At 65.4% G+C, this 15,484-nt stretch carries 13 protein-coding genes; 8 read left to right on the top strand and 5 right to left on the bottom strand.

The features are described from left to right. Window positions 1-148 precede the first annotated feature (148 nt). Together rapA and AC2T4A_RS11835 are read left to right on the top strand one after the other, a co-directional pair. A complete protein-coding gene (gene rapA / locus AC2T4A_RS11840) occupies window positions 149-3,001 on the top strand; it encodes an RNA polymerase-associated protein RapA (RefSeq protein WP_478378858.1) in 2,853 nt (950 codons plus the stop codon). A gap of 288 nt (window positions 3,002-3,289) precedes the next feature. Then, window positions 3,290-3,742, top strand: a complete 453-nt coding sequence (locus AC2T4A_RS11835) for a universal stress protein (protein ID WP_416744461.1) — start codon at window positions 3,290-3,292, stop codon at window positions 3,740-3,742. Window positions 3,743-3,820: 78 nt separating this feature from the next. Here the strand turns inward: AC2T4A_RS11835 and AC2T4A_RS11830 are convergent, their stop codons facing one another. Continuing rightward, window positions 3,821-5,479, bottom strand: coding sequence for a phosphoethanolamine transferase (locus AC2T4A_RS11830; RefSeq protein WP_416744463.1), 1,659 nt, complete (start codon window positions 5,477-5,479; stop codon window positions 3,821-3,823). Window positions 5,480-5,774: 295 nt separating this feature from the next. Here AC2T4A_RS11830 and AC2T4A_RS11825 point away from each other — a divergent pair, with 295 nt between their 5' ends. Next, entirely contained in the window at window positions 5,775-7,937 is a 2,163-nt protein-coding gene (locus AC2T4A_RS11825) for a putative bifunctional diguanylate cyclase/phosphodiesterase (RefSeq protein ID WP_416744465.1), read from the top strand. Window positions 7,938-7,949: 12 nt separating this feature from the next. On the opposite strand, the gene AC2T4A_RS11820 is transcribed toward AC2T4A_RS11825, so the two are convergent. Beyond that, window positions 7,950-8,741 carry a hydroxypyruvate isomerase family protein gene (locus tag AC2T4A_RS11820; RefSeq protein WP_253444646.1) on the bottom strand — a complete coding sequence of 264 codons (792 nt, stop codon included), beginning with the start codon at window positions 8,739-8,741 and terminating at the stop codon, window positions 7,950-7,952. After that, a complete protein-coding gene (locus AC2T4A_RS11815) occupies window positions 8,738-9,637 on the bottom strand; it encodes an NAD(P)-dependent oxidoreductase (protein ID WP_416744467.1) in 900 nt (299 codons plus the stop codon). Before AC2T4A_RS11815 ends, AC2T4A_RS11820 begins: the two co-directional genes overlap by 4 nt. A 165-nt stretch (window positions 9,638-9,802) precedes the next feature. On the opposite strand from AC2T4A_RS11815, the gene AC2T4A_RS11810 reads away from it, so the two are divergent. From AC2T4A_RS11810 to phnE, 4 genes are read left to right on the top strand one after another with little or no spacing between them, the layout of a single operon-like run. After that, a complete protein-coding gene (locus tag AC2T4A_RS11810) occupies window positions 9,803-10,660 on the top strand; it encodes a putative selenate ABC transporter substrate-binding protein (protein ID WP_486743382.1) in 858 nt (285 codons plus the stop codon). Further along, window positions 10,657-11,463 carry a phosphonate ABC transporter ATP-binding protein gene (locus AC2T4A_RS11805; RefSeq protein ID WP_486743381.1) on the top strand — a complete coding sequence of 269 codons (807 nt, stop codon included), beginning with the start codon at window positions 10,657-10,659 and terminating at the stop codon, window positions 11,461-11,463. Before AC2T4A_RS11810 ends, AC2T4A_RS11805 begins: the two co-directional genes overlap by 4 nt. Then, window positions 11,457-12,299: a PhnE/PtxC family ABC transporter permease gene (locus tag AC2T4A_RS11800; RefSeq protein ID WP_486743380.1), complete on the top strand. Its 843-nt coding sequence runs from the start codon at window positions 11,457-11,459 to the stop codon at window positions 12,297-12,299. The genes AC2T4A_RS11805 and AC2T4A_RS11800 overlap by 7 nt, the downstream gene beginning before the upstream one ends. Then, window positions 12,296-13,066, top strand: coding sequence for a phosphonate ABC transporter, permease protein PhnE (gene phnE, locus AC2T4A_RS11795; protein ID WP_486743379.1), 771 nt, complete (start codon window positions 12,296-12,298; stop codon window positions 13,064-13,066). The genes AC2T4A_RS11800 and phnE overlap by 4 nt, the downstream gene beginning before the upstream one ends. 161 nt (window positions 13,067-13,227) lie before the next feature. On the opposite strand, the gene AC2T4A_RS11790 is transcribed toward phnE, so the two are convergent. Both AC2T4A_RS11790 and AC2T4A_RS11785 read right to left on the bottom strand, forming a co-directional pair. Continuing rightward, window positions 13,228-13,593, bottom strand: coding sequence for a DUF5064 family protein (locus AC2T4A_RS11790; RefSeq protein ID WP_024766898.1), 366 nt, complete (start codon window positions 13,591-13,593; stop codon window positions 13,228-13,230). Between the two features lie 66 nt (window positions 13,594-13,659). After that, window positions 13,660-13,977 carry a DUF2288 domain-containing protein gene (locus AC2T4A_RS11785; protein ID WP_486743378.1) on the bottom strand — a complete coding sequence of 106 codons (318 nt, stop codon included), beginning with the start codon at window positions 13,975-13,977 and terminating at the stop codon, window positions 13,660-13,662. Window positions 13,978-14,286: 309 nt separating this feature from the next. On the opposite strand from AC2T4A_RS11785, the gene AC2T4A_RS11780 reads away from it, so the two are divergent. Next, a complete protein-coding gene (locus AC2T4A_RS11780; RefSeq protein ID WP_045210450.1) occupies window positions 14,287-15,408 on the top strand; it encodes a branched-chain amino acid ABC transporter substrate-binding protein in 1,122 nt (373 codons plus the stop codon). The last annotated feature ends 76 nt before the right edge of the window (window positions 15,409-15,484 follow it).

The following is a 15,484-nucleotide window of genomic DNA, read 5'->3' as shown; positions in this document are numbered from 1 at the left end:
GACTTGAGAGCGCCTCGCTACACTTTCCACGATTCGCGATGAGTGCACGCAAATAACCGGCATTCCCGATGATTCGGACGACCGGAGGCGCCGACGGCCATCGCTGAACGCTGCGCGTTCCGGTACCATAGCCGGCTTTTTTTGGGAGGTGTCCATGGCGCAGTATCAACCCGGTCAACGCTGGATCAGTGACAGTGAAGCGGAACTCGGCCTGGGGACCATCCTGGCGCTGGATGGCCGCATGCTCACGGTGCTCTATCCGGCCACCGGTGATACCCGCCAGTACGCCGAGCGCAATGCGCCGCTGACCCGCGTGCGCTTCGCGCCGGGCGATCAGATCACCCACTTCGAAGGCTGGAAGATGACCGTCCGCGAAGTGGACGAGGTCGACGGCCTGCTGATCTACCACGGCATCACCGCGCAGAACGAGCAGCACACCGTCCCGGAAACCCAGCTGTCGAACTTCATCCAGTTCCGCCTGGCCAGCGATCGCCTGTTCGCCGGGCAGATCGACCCGATGTCCTGGTTCGGCCTGCGCTACCACACCCTGGAACACCGCACCCGCCTGCTGCAGTCCTCGCTCTGGGGCCTGGGCGGCGCCCGCGCACAACCCATTGCGCACCAGCTGCACATCGCCCGTGAAGTCGCCGACCGCATGGCGCCGCGCGTCCTGCTGGCCGACGAAGTGGGCCTGGGCAAGACCATCGAAGCGGGCCTGGTGATCCACCGCCAGTTGCTCTCCGGCCGCGCCAGCCGCGTGCTGATCCTGGTACCGGAAAACCTCCAGCATCAGTGGCTGGTGGAAATGCGCCGGCGCTTCAACCTGGAAGTCGCCCTGTTCGACCGCGAGCGCTTCGTCGAGAGCGATGCCAGCAACCCCTTCGAAGACACCCAGCTGGCCCTGGTGGCGCTGGAGTGGCTGCGCGAAGACGAAAAAGCCCAGGACGCGCTGTTCGCCGCCGAGTGGGACATGCTGGTGGTCGACGAAGCCCACCACCTCGTGTGGCACCCGGAACAGGCAAGCCCCGAGTACCGTTTGGTCGAGCAACTCTCCCAGGTCATCCCCGGCGTACTGCTGCTCACCGCGACCCCGGAACAGCTCGGTCTGGACAGCCACTTCGCCCGTCTGCGCCTGCTCGACCCGGACCGCTTCCACGACCTGGAAGCCTTCCGCACCGAAAGCAGTCAGTACCGCCCGGTAGCCGAGGCGGTGCAGGAGCTGGTTGACCAGGGCAGCCTCTCCCCCGCCGCCCGCCAGGCCATCCACGGCTTCCTCGGCAGCGATGGCGACGATCTGCTGGCCAGCGTCGAGGCCGGCAATGAAGATGCCCGCGCCCGCCTGGTACGCGAGCTGCTGGACCGCCACGGCACCGGCCGCGTGCTGTTCCGCAACACCCGTGCCGCCGTGCAGGGCTTCCCGGAGCGCCAGTTGCACCCCTACGTGCTGACCAACCCGATCGAGTACATGGAGCTGCCGCTGGGCGAGCACCCGGACCTCTACCCGGAGGTCAGCTTCCAGGCCCAGGCTGACGATGGCGACGAAAACAACCGCTGGTGGCGCTTCGATCCGCGCGTCGAGTGGCTGATCGACACCCTGAAGATGCTCAAGCAGTACAAGGTGCTGGTGATCTGCGCCCACGCCGAGACCGCCATGGACCTGGGCGATGCCCTGCGCCTGAAGTCCGGTATCCCGGCCACCGTGTTCCACGAGGGCATGAGCATCCTCGAGCGCGACCGTGCCGCCGCCTACTTCGCCGATGAAGAATTCGGTGCCCAGGTGCTGATCTGCTCGGAAATCGGCAGCGAAGGCCGCAACTTCCAGTTCGCCCATCACCTGGTGCTGTTCGACCTGCCGGCCCACCCGGACCAGTTGGAACAGCGCATTGGCCGCCTTGACCGGATCGGCCAGAAGCACACCATCCAGATCCATGTGCCGCACCTGGAGAACAGCCCGCAGGAACGCCTGTTCCAGTGGTACCACCAGGCGCTGAACGCCTTCCTCAACACCTGCCCCACCGGCAACGCCCTGCAGCACCGCTTCGGCCCGCGCCTGGTGGAGCTGCTGGACGGTGGCGACGACGACGCCTTCGAAGCCCTGCTGGCCGAAGGCACCGCCGCCCGCGAGGCGCTGGAAGCCGAGATGCACAACGGCCGCGACCGCCTGCTGGAGCTGAACTCCGGTGGCGCTGGCGAAGGCGAGGCGCTGGTGGCCGAGATCGAGGAACAGGACGACCAGTTCGCCCTGCCGATCTACATGGAGCGCCTGTTCGATACCTACGGGATCGACAGCGAAGACCACTCCGAGAACGCCCTGATCCTGCGCCCGAGCGAGAAGATGCTCGACGCCAGCTTCCCGCTGGGCGACGACGAAGGCGTGACCGTCACCTACGACCGCGCCCAGGCCCTGGCCCGCGAAGACATGCAGTTCCTCACCTGGGAACACCCCATGGTGCAGGGTGGCATGGACCTGGTGCTGTCCGGCTCGCTGGGCAACACCTCGGTGGCACTGATCAAGAACAAGGCGCTCAAGCCCGGCACCGTGCTGCTGGAGCTGCTGTTCGTCAGCGAAGCCGTTGCGCCGCGCAAGCTGCAGCTGGGCCGCTTCCTGCCGCCGGTGGCGCTGCGCTGCCTGATGGACGCCAACGGCAACGATCTGTCCTCGCGCGTGTCCTTCGACACCCTGAACGACCAGCTGGAAAGCGTACCGCGCGCCAGCGCCAACAAGTTCGTGCAGGCCCAGCGCGACGTCCTGGCCAAGCAATTCGCCGTGGCCGAGACCAAGATCACCCCGCGCCATGCCGAACGTGTCGAAGCCGCCCGCCAGCATCTGACCGCAACCCTGGACGAGGAACTGGCGCGCCTGACCGCGCTCAAGGCCGTCAACCCCAGCGTGCGCGACAGCGAGCTGGACGCCCTGCGCAAGCAGCGTGACGACAGCCTGGCAATGCTGGACAAGGCCTCCCTGCGCCTGGAGGCGATCCGCGTGCTGGTCGCCGGCTGATCGCAACAAGGCTGAAATGAAGAAGCCGCCACCGGGCAACCGGTGGCGGCTTTTTTCATGGGCGGGCGTTGTTCGCGAGCAAGCTCGCTCCTACAAAAAGCAGGCACTCCCGCAACCTGTAGGAGCGAGCTTGCTCGCGAACCCGCCCCGGCAACGGTCCATCCACGGTTACGCCGCTCTATTCCCGGCATAGTCGGACACACCGACTACCATTGACGCTGCGCAAGGGATTCTCGCCCATGGGGGGATAGAGTTTCCTTACCAAGCCACTCATTGAGGGAACACATCATGTACGAGCGCATTCTGGTAGCGGTGGACGGCAGCCCGGTTTCCGACCGCGCCCTGGTCGAAGCGGCCAAGCTGGCCCAACTGAGCGGCGGTGAGCTGCGTGTCGTCACTATCGTCGACAGCCCGCTGCGCCATCTGCCCGACTACGCCGTGTACTACAACCCCGAACCACTGCGCGAGGCCGCGCTGAAGGCCGCCGATGACATCCTCGGCAAGGCGAAGGAGAAGATTGCCGAGTTCCCGGTGAAGGCCAGCTTCGAGCGGGTCTGCCAGGAACGCGCCAGCGAAGAGATCGCCGAGCGCATCGAGATCGAGGCCGAAGCCTCCAAGGCCGACGTCATCGTCATGGGCACCCACGGTCGCCGTGGCGTGCGCCGCCTGATGCTGGGCAGCGTGGCCGAAGGCCTGCTGCGCGTCAGCAACCGCCCGGTGCTGCTGGTTCGCGAGAAGTAACAGTCCCCGGAAAGACAAAAGGCCCTGCGGTTTGCACCGCAGGGCCTTTTTCATGGCCGCATGTCACTCGCCGCTGGCTTACTGGGCGGCAGTCATGTCGCGTTTGCAGGAGTGGAAGATATCCAGGTCCGGCTGGTACAGGCTGGTGTGTACGCCGTAGAGGCCAAGCACCGAGTGGAACAGGTTGTCGTGGCTGAGCTCGGCGCCATAGGCTTTCTTCTCCAGGCAACCGCGATCCACGCCCATGCCGCCCAGGGCGCCATTGCCGAACCACATCACCATCGGCACGTGGGTCTGCGCTTTCGGCGCAATGGCATAGGGCGCGGCGTGCAGATAGACGCCATTCTCACCCAGCGATTCACCGTGGTCGGAGACGTAGAGCATCGAGGTATCGAAGCGCTCCTGGTTCTGCTTGAGCAGCTCGACGACCTTGGACAGGAAGAAGTCGGTGTAGAGGATGGTGTTGTCGTAGACGTTCACCAGCTCCTCGCTGCTGCAGCTGCCCAACTGGTTGGTGCGGCACACCGGGGTGAAGCGCTCCAGCGACTTGGGATAGCGGTCGTAGTATTCCGGGCCGTGGCTGCCGTCGGCGTGCAGGACGATGATGGCGTTGTCCTTCAGGCCGTCGATGTAGGCCTGAAGGTTCTGCAGCAGGGCTTCGTCCAGGCAGTTCTTGCCGTCGCAGAACGGCCCCGGCTGGTCCTTCGGGATATCGCGGTTGGGCACGCGCAGGCAGGTACCCTTGCAGTCGCTGTTGTTGTCCAGCCAGAGCACCGACACACCGACGCGCTGGAGGATGTCCAGCAGGCCCTGGTTGGTCTTGCCCTTCTTGTCGCTGTAGTCCTCGCGAGGGAACTTGGAGAACATGCAGGGCACCGACACCGCGGTGGACGTGCCGCAGGAGCTGACGTTGGTGAAGTTGAGGATGTCGAGCTTCTTCAGTTCCGGGTTGGTGTCGCGTGCGTATCCATTAAGGGAGAAGTGGTCCGCACGGGCGGTTTCGCCAACCACCAGGATCATCAGCGACTTGCGGCCATCGGCGCTCACCTTGCGTGGCATCACCGCATCCTCGCCGATGGGCTGCACCACCAGGTTTTCCTTGATGCCCAGGCGCTGCTTGGTGAACTTGCTCACCGCGTAGATGTAGTTGGTCGGGTTGATGAAGTGGGTCAGCTTCTCTTCCTGGCGGAACACCGGAGCGTAGGTGGAATAGAACGCCCCCACGCAGACGGCAACCACCACCAGGCAACCGACGATCACTAACACCTTGTTCAGCAAGCCTCGGAAGAACGGGCTGTAGCGCACCGGCGTCAGCCAGATGATCACCGCCGGCAGCACGCCCAGCACCAACAGGTAGCCGACCATGCGCGCGCTGAACAGCGCGGCGGCCTCACCGGGATTGGTCTCGATGATGTTCTGCACCATCACGGTATCGATCACGACACCGTAGGAGTTCATGAAATATGCCGCCGCCGCCGACACCAGCGCCACCAGGGTCAGCGCCGGCTTGAGCAACGGGCGAAACGACACCAGGGTCAGCAGCAGCGTGAAAGCCGCCCAGAGGAAGAAGGCGAACGATGCGAAGAACGCCACGCCCCATGCGCCTTCCATGGGGACCAGGCTGTTCAGCGCCCGCCAGGTGGCGAAGTTGTAGAACAGCACCAGTGCCAGCGAGAACAGCAGGACCAGCCGCGCGGAGCTGACCTGGGGGAAGAGGCGGCGCTTGCCCTCGGACATCGAGCGCACTCCTTACATCGATAGTCGGATAGGAAAAGGGATCGCCGACCCTGCCGGCCGGCGGCGCAACTCTAGCGGGCAGTTAGTCAAAAAAGTGTCAAGTTGGCTACAAGCTTTCGGCCAGTGGTCGGATCTGCGATCAGCTGGGCACTCGACACTACCGTGCGTCGCGTGCCGCCAGGCTTTGCGCCGAAAAGTCAGTGCGTTGCTTGCAGCGTCAAGTTGGCTTCCTAGACTCAAAGCAAAGTGATATCAATCTGCCTGCGCATTCCCCGACATCCGGAGTATCCCGCCCATGGATTGGCACCAGGACGCCGTACCCGATGCAGTGCTGCTGGAGTGTTCCCATAACCCCGGGCTGGTCCTGCTGGCCATCCTGATCGCCTGTGTCGCCAGCTTCGTAGCCCTGAACATCACTGCGCGAATGGCCCGCGCGCCGCAACACGCCCACCGCTGGCAGTGGGTTGGCGGCATCTGCCTGGGCAGTGGCATCTGGTCGATGCACTTCGTCGCCATGCTGGCCTTCCACGCCTCGGTGCCGCTGCATTTTTCCGGCGGGCTGACGCTGCTGTCGCTGCTCATCGCCATCGCCATCTGCGTGGTTGCCATGCGCCTGCTCGCCCACGCCGGGCTGAGCCCGCTGCAATACCTGCTCGCCGCCTGCTGCATCGGCGCCAGCATCGCCGGCATGCACTACACCGGCATGGCCGCCATCGAGTCGCCACCGACGCAGCACTACGACCCGCTACTGGTCACCCTCTCGGTACTGATGGCCGTGCTGGTGGCCTTCGTCGCGCTGGTGCTCGCGCCGGTGCTCAACCGCCAGCCGGCGGGCCGCCAGTGGATCTACCAGATTCTCGCCAGCCTGCTGCTGGGCGGCGCCATTTCCAGCATGCACTTCACCGGCATGGCTGCGCTGACGCTGACCCTGCCCAGCTGGGTAGCGCCGGTGGCGGACATGGGGCGCAACAACGCCATCCAGCTAGGGCTGATGGTCGGCCTGCTGGCCCTGGCCGTGGTGCTGGCCGGACTCTGGGCGGCCTGGATCGAGGACAGCCTGGAAAGCAAGGAAAGCGAGCTGAGCCGGGTCAACGCCCTGCTCAACCAGTTGGACAATGCCAACGCCTCACTGCAGAAACTGGCGCGCTTCGATGGCCTTACCGGCCTGCATAACCGCAACGCACTCAACGACGAGTTCGAGGCCCGCCTGCAACGCAACCGGCAGAAGGCCCAGGGCATGGCGGTGATTATGCTGGACCTGGACCACTTCAAGCGGGTCAACGACTCCCTCGGCCATGCCGCCGGAGACGAGTTGCTGTGCATCGTTTCCGAGCGCATCCGCAGCGCGCTGCGCAGTACGGACCTGCTGGCGCGCTTGGGCGGCGACGAGTTCTGCATCCTCGCCGACCTGGGCGAGGACCACGAGGCGCGCATCCTCGCCCAGCGCCTCATGCAGCGCATGAAGGAGCCGATCAGCACTGCCGGGCGCAGCCTGGTGATGACCATGAGCCTGGGCATCAGCCTGTTTCCCAACGACGGCGAACAGCCCGAGGAACTGCTCAAGCACGCCGACCTCGCGCTCTACCAGTCCAAGGGCAACGGCCGCAACGCCACGCACTTCTTCAGCCCGCACCTGAAGACCAAGGCGACCCAGGAACTGCAACTGGAAGAGGAACTGCGCAAGGCGCTGTGGGACGACGAACTGGTGCTCTACTACCAACCGATCTTGCGCATCGACCATGGCGAGGTGGAGCAACTCGAAGCGCTGGTGCGCTGGAAACATCCGACCCACGGCCTGCTGGCGCCGGACCGCTTCATCGGCCTGGCGACCGCCAACGGCCTGATCGGCGCGCTGGATGCCTGGGTGCTGCGCCGCGCCTGCGAGGACCTACGCCGCCTGCACGACCTGGGCTACAGCGGCCTGCGGGTCGCGGTGAACTGCTGCGCCAGCAACCTGGGCCGCGAAAGCCTGGTGGACGAGGTGAAGCAGACCCTCGCCGACACCGGTCTGGCTGCGCGCTACCTGGAAATGGAAGTCACCGAGAACGCCGTGATGGCCAACATCAGCCAGGCCATCCCGCTGCTCAATCGTCTGCGCGATCTGGGTGTGAGCCTGTCCATCGATGATTTCGGCACCGGCTATTCCTCCCTGTCCTACCTGCGCCAGTTGCCGCTGGATGCGCTGAAGGTGGACCGCTCCTTCATCCGCGACGTACCGCAATCGCGCCGCGACAGCGAGATCGCCCAAGCGATCATCGCCATGGCGCAGAAGCTTCACCTGAAGGTGATCGCCGAGGGGGTGGAGCATGCGCAGCAACTGGCGTTCCTGCGCGACAACCATTGCGAGCTGGCGCAGGGCTACCTGTTCAGCCGGCCCCTGCCCTTATCCGCGCTGGTGGAATTCCTTGAGGCCTACCACGAGGACAGCGACTCGGCGCTGCTGCGCAACCAGGCCTGAGCCGGGTCCGCCTCAGAAATCGAACTTGCCAGCGCGCCAGCGCGGCAGCCAGCGCAGGGAATCGGCGGTAGTGCCGGTGGGACGGTACTCGGCGCCCAGCCAGCCGTCGTAGCCCACATCGTCGAGCACCTGCAGGGGTACTTCGAACTCCATCTCGCCCGAGCCCGGCTCGCCGCGCTCGGGGTAGTCGGCGAACTGCACGTGGCCGATCTGGCCCATCAGCGCGTAGATACAATCCACCAGTTCCAGGCCCATGCGCGCCATGTGGTAGAGGTCAAGCTGCGCACGCAGGTTTTCCCGCGCCACGCGCTCGAGCATGTCCTGCAGGTGCTCGGGCGTGTTGAGCAGGAAGTCCTTCATGTCGTGGCAGTTGATGGCTTCCATCAGCACATCGGTGCCACTGCCGGCAAAGGCATCGCAGGTGGCGCGCAGACGCTCGGCGAGGGTCTGCAGGGCAACCTCGCGCTCCAGCCCCTCGACCAGTCGGCCAGCCAGCACGTTGATGTGCTGCGGCTTGACGATGCGCGCGTAGTCCAGCGCCTTGGCCAGCGCCGCCTCGAACTCCGCCGCGCGCTCCGGCACGGCGGCAATGCCCGGCCCGCCCTGCATCAGGTCACCGGCCGGCAGGTTGATCAGCACCAGCGGCAGGCCGGCCTCGTCCAGCGCGGCCTTCAGGTCCTGTGCGGGGACGTCGTAGGGGAACTGGATTTCCACGCCCTCGAAGCCGGCCTTGGCGGCGGCGTCGATGCGCTGCAGCAGCGGAACTTCGGTGAACAGCAGGGACAGGTTGGCGCAGAGTTTCATTGCGGGAATTCCTTCGAAAGACGGTATTGCTCGACCAGCGTAGCCGGGTCGCGTTCGAGATTGCCCTGGCTGCCATGCAGGCGCATCAGTTGCGCGGCGAGGCCGCTCATGGGCGTGGCCGAGCCCTCCTCGCGGGAAAGCTTCACGGCGGTGTCCAGATCCTTGAGCAGCGTGCGCACGTGCCACTTCACGGGTTCGAAGCGGCTCTCGGCCATCTGCGGGGCCAGGATCTGCAGGGGTTTGGAGTCGGCGAAACCGCCGGCCAGGGCCGGGGCGATCAGGCTCGCGTCAACGCCAGATTTCTCCGCCAACGCCACCACTTCGGCGATCACCAGAGCATTGCAGGCGACGATCATCTGGTTGCACACCTTGGTCACCTGCCCCGCGCCAACATCCCCCATACGCGTCAGGCGCTGGCCGAGGTGGGCGAGGATCGGCCGCACGCGCTCGACATCCTCGACGCGGCCGCCGGCCATGATCGCCAGGGTGCCGGCCTCGGCGCCCGGCGTACCGCCGGAAACAGGGGCATCGACCCAACGCATGCCGGTACGCGCTTCAAGCTCGGCGGCCATTTCGCGGGTTGCGGCCGGCTCCAGGCTGGAGAAGTCCACCAGCAACTGCCCAGCGCGGGCGCCCTCGACGATGCCACCGGCGCCGAACACCACTTCGCGCACGGCGGCCGTATCAGCCAGACAGAGCATCACCACCTCGGCCTCGGCGCATAGCTGGGCCGGCGTCTCCACGGCCTTCGCACCCTCGGCGGCGAGCAGCTCGCGCTTGCCGGCGGAACGGTTCCAGACGGTCAGCGGAAAACCGGCGGCGAGCAGGCGGCGGGACATGGGTACACCCATCAGGCCGAGGCCGGCAAAGGCAAGGGAGGGACTGGCGGACGACATGGATGATCTCCGGTACAAGGGCGGGAAAGTACGGGGACCGGCATTCTAACAGGCGCCGTCGCCTGCCTGCCGAACCGGGCGCGACGAAGTGGAAGGCAGCCAAACAGGCGCGACGCCACTATACTCCCGGAGTTTTTTCCGCCATTGACCCGGAGAACTCTCCCCATGCTCAAACGCACCCTGGCGCTCGCCGCCGGTTTCGCTCTGTCCCTGTCCGCCGTTTTCGCCCACGCCGATACACCGAAGGAACTCAAGGTCTCCGCCATTCCCGACGAAGCCCCGACCGAGCTGCTGCGCAAGTTCAAGCCCCTGGGCGCCTACCTCGAAGAGCAACTGGGCATGCCGGTGAAGTTCATCCCGGTCTCCGACTATGCGGGCGTGGTCGAAGCCCTGGCTTCGGATCGCCTGGACATGGCCTGGCTGGGCGGCTTCACCTTCGTCCAGGCACGCCTGAAGACCGGCAACGCCATCCCGCTGGTACAGCGCGAGCAGGACCAGCAGTTCACCAGCAAATTCATCACCGCCGACCCGAACGTGAAATCGATCCAGGACCTCAAGGGCAAGACCTTCGCCTTCGGTTCGGTATCGTCCACTTCCGGCAGCCTGATGCCGCGCTACTTCATGCAGAAGGACGGCGTGGTGCCCGAGCAGTTCTTCTCCCGCGTCGCTTATTCCGGCGCCCACGACGCCACTGTGGCCTGGGTCCAGGCCGGCAAGGTCGACGCCGGTGTGCTGAACGCCTCCGTCTGGCAGAAGCTGGTGGACAGCGGCAAGGTCGACACCAACAAGGTGAAGGTCTTCGCCACCACCCCGACCTACTACGACTACAACTGGACCGTGCGCGGCAACCTCGATCCGGCCCTGGCCGAGAAGATCAAGAAAGCCTTCCTCGCCCTCGACCCGAGCAAGCCGCACGACAAGGAAATCCTCGACCTGCAGGCGGCCAGCCGCTTCATCGAAACCCAGCCTGAGAACTACAAGGGCATCGAGGAATCGGCGCGCGCCGCCGGCCTGCTGAAGTGACCCTGAAACTGACCGGCGTGGAGCACATCCACGCCAACGGCCAGCGCTCGCTCGCCGGCATCGACCTCAGCGTCGCTGCCGGCGAGCGGGTGGCGATCATCGGACCTTCGGGCGCCGGCAAGACGACCCTGCTGCGCATCCTGGCAACTTCCCTGCAACCCTCGGCGGGGCGCTACGAGTTGCTCGACGCCCAGCCCTGGGCTCTGAGTGCCGGCGCGCGCCAGCACCTGCGCGCCCGCATCGCGCTGATTCACCAGGCGCCGCCTCTCCCGCCGCGCCAGCGCGTAGTCACCGCCGTACTCGCCGGCCGCCTCGGCCAGTGGCCGCTACTCAAAAGCCTGGCGAGCCTGATCTACCCGCTGGACAGCGCTGGCGCCCGCAGTGAGCTGCAACGCCTGGACCTGGGCGACAAACTCTTCGAGCGCTGCGACCAGCTTTCCGGCGGCCAACTGCAGCGCGTCGGCATCGCCCGTGCCTTGTACCAGCAAGCCGAAGTGCTGCTGGCGGATGAACCCGTTTCGGCCATGGACCCGGTACTGGCCGGCCATACCCTCGGCGTGCTCACCCGCGAGGCGCAGAGCCGCAACGTAACGCTGCTGGCCAGCCTGCACGCCGTGGACCTGGCGCTGGAGCATTTCCCGCGCATTGTCGGCATCCGCGATGGACGCATCGCCTTTGACAAGGCCACGGAGAGCGTCAGCCCCGAGGACCTGCGCGCACTGTATGCCAATGAGCAGCTGGGCCAGGCGCCTGCCTCCGCGCCGGTCGGCCAGCCGCTGGTGGTACAGATTCCGCGATGCTGAACCCCGCGCTCACGAAGGCCCCGCCCCGCGACCCGGCGGCGCTGCCACGCCTGCTACTCACCCTGCTCGCCCTCGCCCTGCTGTGGCCGGGGCTACGCCTATCCGAGCTGGATATCGTCGGCCTGTTCAGCGGTGACAACGCGCGAACCATGGCCAACTTCCTCGGTGGCTTCTGGCCGCCGGCCCATGACGAGGAATTCCTCGCCCTGCTCGGCCGCGCCACCCTGGAAACCCTGGCCATCGCCACCGCCGGCATGGCCCTGGCGTGGCTGATCGCCTTCCCGGCGGCTTTACTGGCGACCCGTGCACTGTCGATCTCCGCCCTGCCCCGCGGCGGCCTGCCGGCCTGGTGGGCGCGAGCACTGCGCTGGCCGGTACGCGGCTTGCTGATCGTGCTGCGCAGCGTGCCGGAGATCGTCTGGGCGCTGCTTTTCGTCCGCGCCGTGGGCCTGGGCCCCACTGCCGGTGTGCTGGCCATCGCCATCACCTATGGCGGCATGCTTGGCAAGGTCTACGCGGAAATCTTCGAATCGGTGGACCCGCGTCCGACCCGCGCCCTGCTGCTGGGCGGCAGCTCGCGGCTGCAGGCCTTCGCCTACGGCGTGCTGCCCTCGGCGGCCGCGGAACTGATCTCCTACACCGTCTACCGCTGGGAGTGTGCGATCCGCGCCTCGGTGGTAATGGGCTTTGTCGGCGCCGGCGGCCTCGGACAGCAGATCGACCTGTCGCTGCGCATGTTCGCCGGCGGCGAGGTAGCGAGCATCCTGCTGACCTTCCTGGTGCTGGTGCTCGGCGCCGACCTGCTCAGCCGCTTCCTGCGCGGGAGGCTGGAATGACCGGCCTGCTGCGCAGCCTGGGCTGGCTGCTGCTGATCCTGCTCGCCGTCGGCGCGTCGTTCGTCTATCTGGACATGGACAGCGGCGGGCTGTTCGACGCCCGTGGCCTCGGCCAGATGCTCGACTACGGCCGCGACTTCCTCTCACCCGACCTGAGCGCAACGCATCTCACCGCGGTCGGCCACGGCGCGCTGGAAACGCTGGCGATGTCCGCCATCGGCACCCTGCTCGCGGCGCTATTGGGCATGCTACTGGCGCTGCTGGCGGCCGGGCGCTTCGGGCGAATCGCGCAAAGCCTGTCGCGACTGCTGCTCAATGCCTTGCGCGCAGTGCCGGAGCTGGTCTGGGGCGCACTGATGGTGCTGGCCGCCGGGCTCGGCCCGAACGCTGGCACGCTCGCGCTGGCGCTGCATACCGGCGGCGTGCTCGGCCGATTGTTCGCCGAGGCGCTGGAAAATACCCCGACCGCGCCGGCAGAGGCGGTGCGCCTGGCTGGCGGCGGGCGCATTGCCGCTTTCGCCTACGGCACCCTCCCGGCGGTCTGGCCGCAGTTGGTGGCCTACATGCTCTATCGCTGGGAGAACAACATCCGCATGGCCAGCGTGCTGGGCTTCGTCGGCGCAGGCGGCCTGGGGCAGATGCTGTATTTCAGCCTCAGCCTGTTCCAACAGGCCCAGGCCGCCACGGTGATCATCGCCATGCTGCTCCTGGTGCTGTGCGTCGACAGCCTGAGCGCCTGGGCGCGGCAGCGCTGGGTGAGTCACTAACCGCCAGCCCTCGGTAGGAGCGAGCTTGCTCGCGAATCGTTCACCGGTGGCACAAGCGTCAGGCGGGTTCGCGAGCAAGCTCGCTCCTGCATAGGGCGGCGTTGACGTCACAGGCAATAAAAAGCCCGGCACTTGGCCGGGCTCTTTATTGGATTCAGACCTTACGAATCGCCGTGGATCACCTTGTCCAGGTCGATCGGGTCGCCAGGCTGGGTGCCGAGCTTCTGGCGGATGTCCTCGAACATCGCGTCGTATTCCTTGTGGTTACGCACCATCGAGCCGAACCGAGGATGCAGGCCATGCTTTTGCGCAATGCGAGTGGCATCGCTGGCAAAGTTGAAGGCCTGCTCCTTGGGCATGTCCCATTCTTCGGTGAAGGCATTGCCGTCGATCTCGCCCTTCATGACGAAGTGAACGATGGTGCCTTTTTCCACATCCTTGCGGACTTCATAGTTGATGTGAGCGTCGATCTCCTGCTGCCCCAGACCCGGTAGGGACTGGAGATGCAGATGGCCCGGTTCGAACATGGCGAATCTCCTTCTATGGAATCCCGACAGTCTAGCCGGCCTTTGCGAATTGGAAATCGCCCTGTGTCAGTGCACGGACTCTTTTCGAACTCTTTCCTGTACCAGCACCCAGGGGGCAATCACCACCGCCCACAGCTCCGGGTCGCGGTCGTGGAAGTCCTGCGCCAGCTTCTCGTCGACCTTGCTCAGATCACCACTGGCCAGCCAGGCGGACACCTTCGCCCTGTCGTCCTCGGCCACGCCCATTGCGACCTCCACCAGATCGGCAGAACCCGCGACCTTGAGCAGGTTGCCACGGGCGAAGAAGGGCGCGAGCTCCTGCCAGGAAATCTTCGCGGTTTCGCCAAGCAACTTGGCATAGAGGGTGCTAGCTTGTTCAGTCATGAATCTCACCTGGTAAACGAACGGCGCCATGATAGCGCCGAGACCGCGCCAGGCAAGGTTCGGACGGCGTTTTCCATGGTGGCGGAAAACCCACGGCGAAAAGTCGGAAGGCGCCGTTTTTCTGTACGTTTGTGTCAATCTTGCGACATGCCCAGGGATGGGCTGCCGCCCCCCGCTTTTCAAGCGGTCAGGCGGCACTCTACACTGTACCGGTACAGTTGCCGGTGGGCCTGTCCGGGGCAATCCCGGTCCGGTAGCCCCTCGGCCACCAGGACTACAAAAACGAAAACACAAGAAGAGTGGAGCACTATGAAAAAGGGTACTCAGCGTCTTTCCCAGCTGTTCACCGCCATGGCCCTGGCCGGCGTTGCCAGCTTCTCCATGGCCGCGGACACCATCAAGATCGCTCTGGCCGGCCCGGTGACCGGCGCAGTCGCCCAGTATGGGGAGATGCAGTTCATTGGCGCGAAGATGGCCATTGAGCAGATCAACAAGGCTGGCGGCGTCGACGGCAAGCAACTCGAAGGCGTGGTCTACGACGACGCTTGCGATCCCAAACAAGCCGTGGCCGTTGCCAACAAGATCGTCAACGATGGCGTCAAGTTCGTCGTTGGCCACCTGTGCTCCAGCTCCACTCAACCGGCTTCGGACATCTACGAAGACGAAGGCGTGATGATGATCACCGCCGCTTCCACCAGCCCGGACATCACTTCCCGCGGCTACAAGCTGATCTTCCGCACCATCGGTCTGGACAGCCTGCAGGGCCCGACCGCCGGCAAGTTCATTGCCGAGCACATCAAGCCCAAGACCGTGGCCGTGATCCACGACAAGCAGCAGTACGGCGAAGGCATCGCCACTGCCGTGAAGAAGACCCTGGAAGACGCTGGCATCAAGGTCGCCCTGTTCGAAGGCATCAACGCCGGCGACAAGGACTTCTCCGCGATGATCGCCAAGCTCAAGCAAGCGAAAGTGGACTTCGTCTACTACGGCGGTTACCACCCGGAGCTGGGTCTGATCCTGCGCCAGGCTTCCGAGAAAGGTCTGAAAGTCGGCTTCATGGGCCCGGAAGGCGTGGGTAACAAAGAAATCTCCGCCATCGCCGGCCCGGCTTCCGAAGGCCTGTACGTGACCCTGCCCAAATCCTTCGACCAGGATCCGAAGAACCAGGCGCTGGTTGATGCCTTCAAGGCCAAGAACGAAGACCCGAGCGGTCCGTTCGTGTTCCCGGCCTACGCCGCGGTACAGGTCATCGCCGAAGGCATCAAGAAAGCCGGCAGCGAGGACACCGACAAGGTAGCCGCCGCTCTGCGCTCCAACACCTTCGCGACCCCGACCGGTGACCTGGCCTTCGACGAGAAGGGCGACCTGAAGAACTTCAACTTCGTGGTCTACCAGTGGCACAAGGACGGCACCAAGACCGAAGCCAAGTAAGCCACCCGCCGCCACACAAAGCCCACTGCATCCGCAGTGGGCTTTGTTTATCCGAGTATTCCGGGGGTCCGTCGCG

The sequence above is a fragment of the Pseudomonas sp. PVC-3-1 genome (assembly GCF_057444315.1).
The sequence above is the reverse complement of the archived record's forward strand: the minus strand, read 5'-3'. Positions and strand labels throughout refer to the sequence as shown.

Coding starts and splice junctions, on each gene's coding strand:
- AC2T4A_RS11835 (WP_416744461.1), top strand. CDS start 3,290: ATGTACGAGCGCATTCTGGTAGCGGTGGACGGCAGCCCGGTTTCCGAC.
- AC2T4A_RS11830 (WP_416744463.1), bottom strand. CDS start 5,479: ATGTCCGAGGGCAAGCGCCGCCTCTTCCCCCAGGTCAGCTCCGCGCGG.
- AC2T4A_RS11825 (WP_416744465.1), top strand. CDS start 5,775: ATGGATTGGCACCAGGACGCCGTACCCGATGCAGTGCTGCTGGAGTGT.
- AC2T4A_RS11820 (WP_253444646.1), bottom strand. CDS start 8,741: ATGAAACTCTGCGCCAACCTGTCCCTGCTGTTCACCGAAGTTCCGCTG.
- AC2T4A_RS11815 (WP_416744467.1), bottom strand. CDS start 9,637: ATGTCGTCCGCCAGTCCCTCCCTTGCCTTTGCCGGCCTCGGCCTGATG.
- AC2T4A_RS11810 (WP_486743382.1), top strand. CDS start 9,803: ATGCTCAAACGCACCCTGGCGCTCGCCGCCGGTTTCGCTCTGTCCCTG.
- AC2T4A_RS11800 (WP_486743380.1), top strand. CDS start 11,457: ATGCTGAACCCCGCGCTCACGAAGGCCCCGCCCCGCGACCCGGCGGCG.
- phnE (WP_486743379.1), top strand. CDS start 12,296: ATGACCGGCCTGCTGCGCAGCCTGGGCTGGCTGCTGCTGATCCTGCTC.
- AC2T4A_RS11790 (WP_024766898.1), bottom strand. CDS start 13,593: ATGTTCGAACCGGGCCATCTGCATCTCCAGTCCCTACCGGGTCTGGGG.
- AC2T4A_RS11785 (WP_486743378.1), bottom strand. CDS start 13,977: ATGACTGAACAAGCTAGCACCCTCTATGCCAAGTTGCTTGGCGAAACC.
- AC2T4A_RS11780 (WP_045210450.1), top strand. CDS start 14,287: ATGAAAAAGGGTACTCAGCGTCTTTCCCAGCTGTTCACCGCCATGGCC.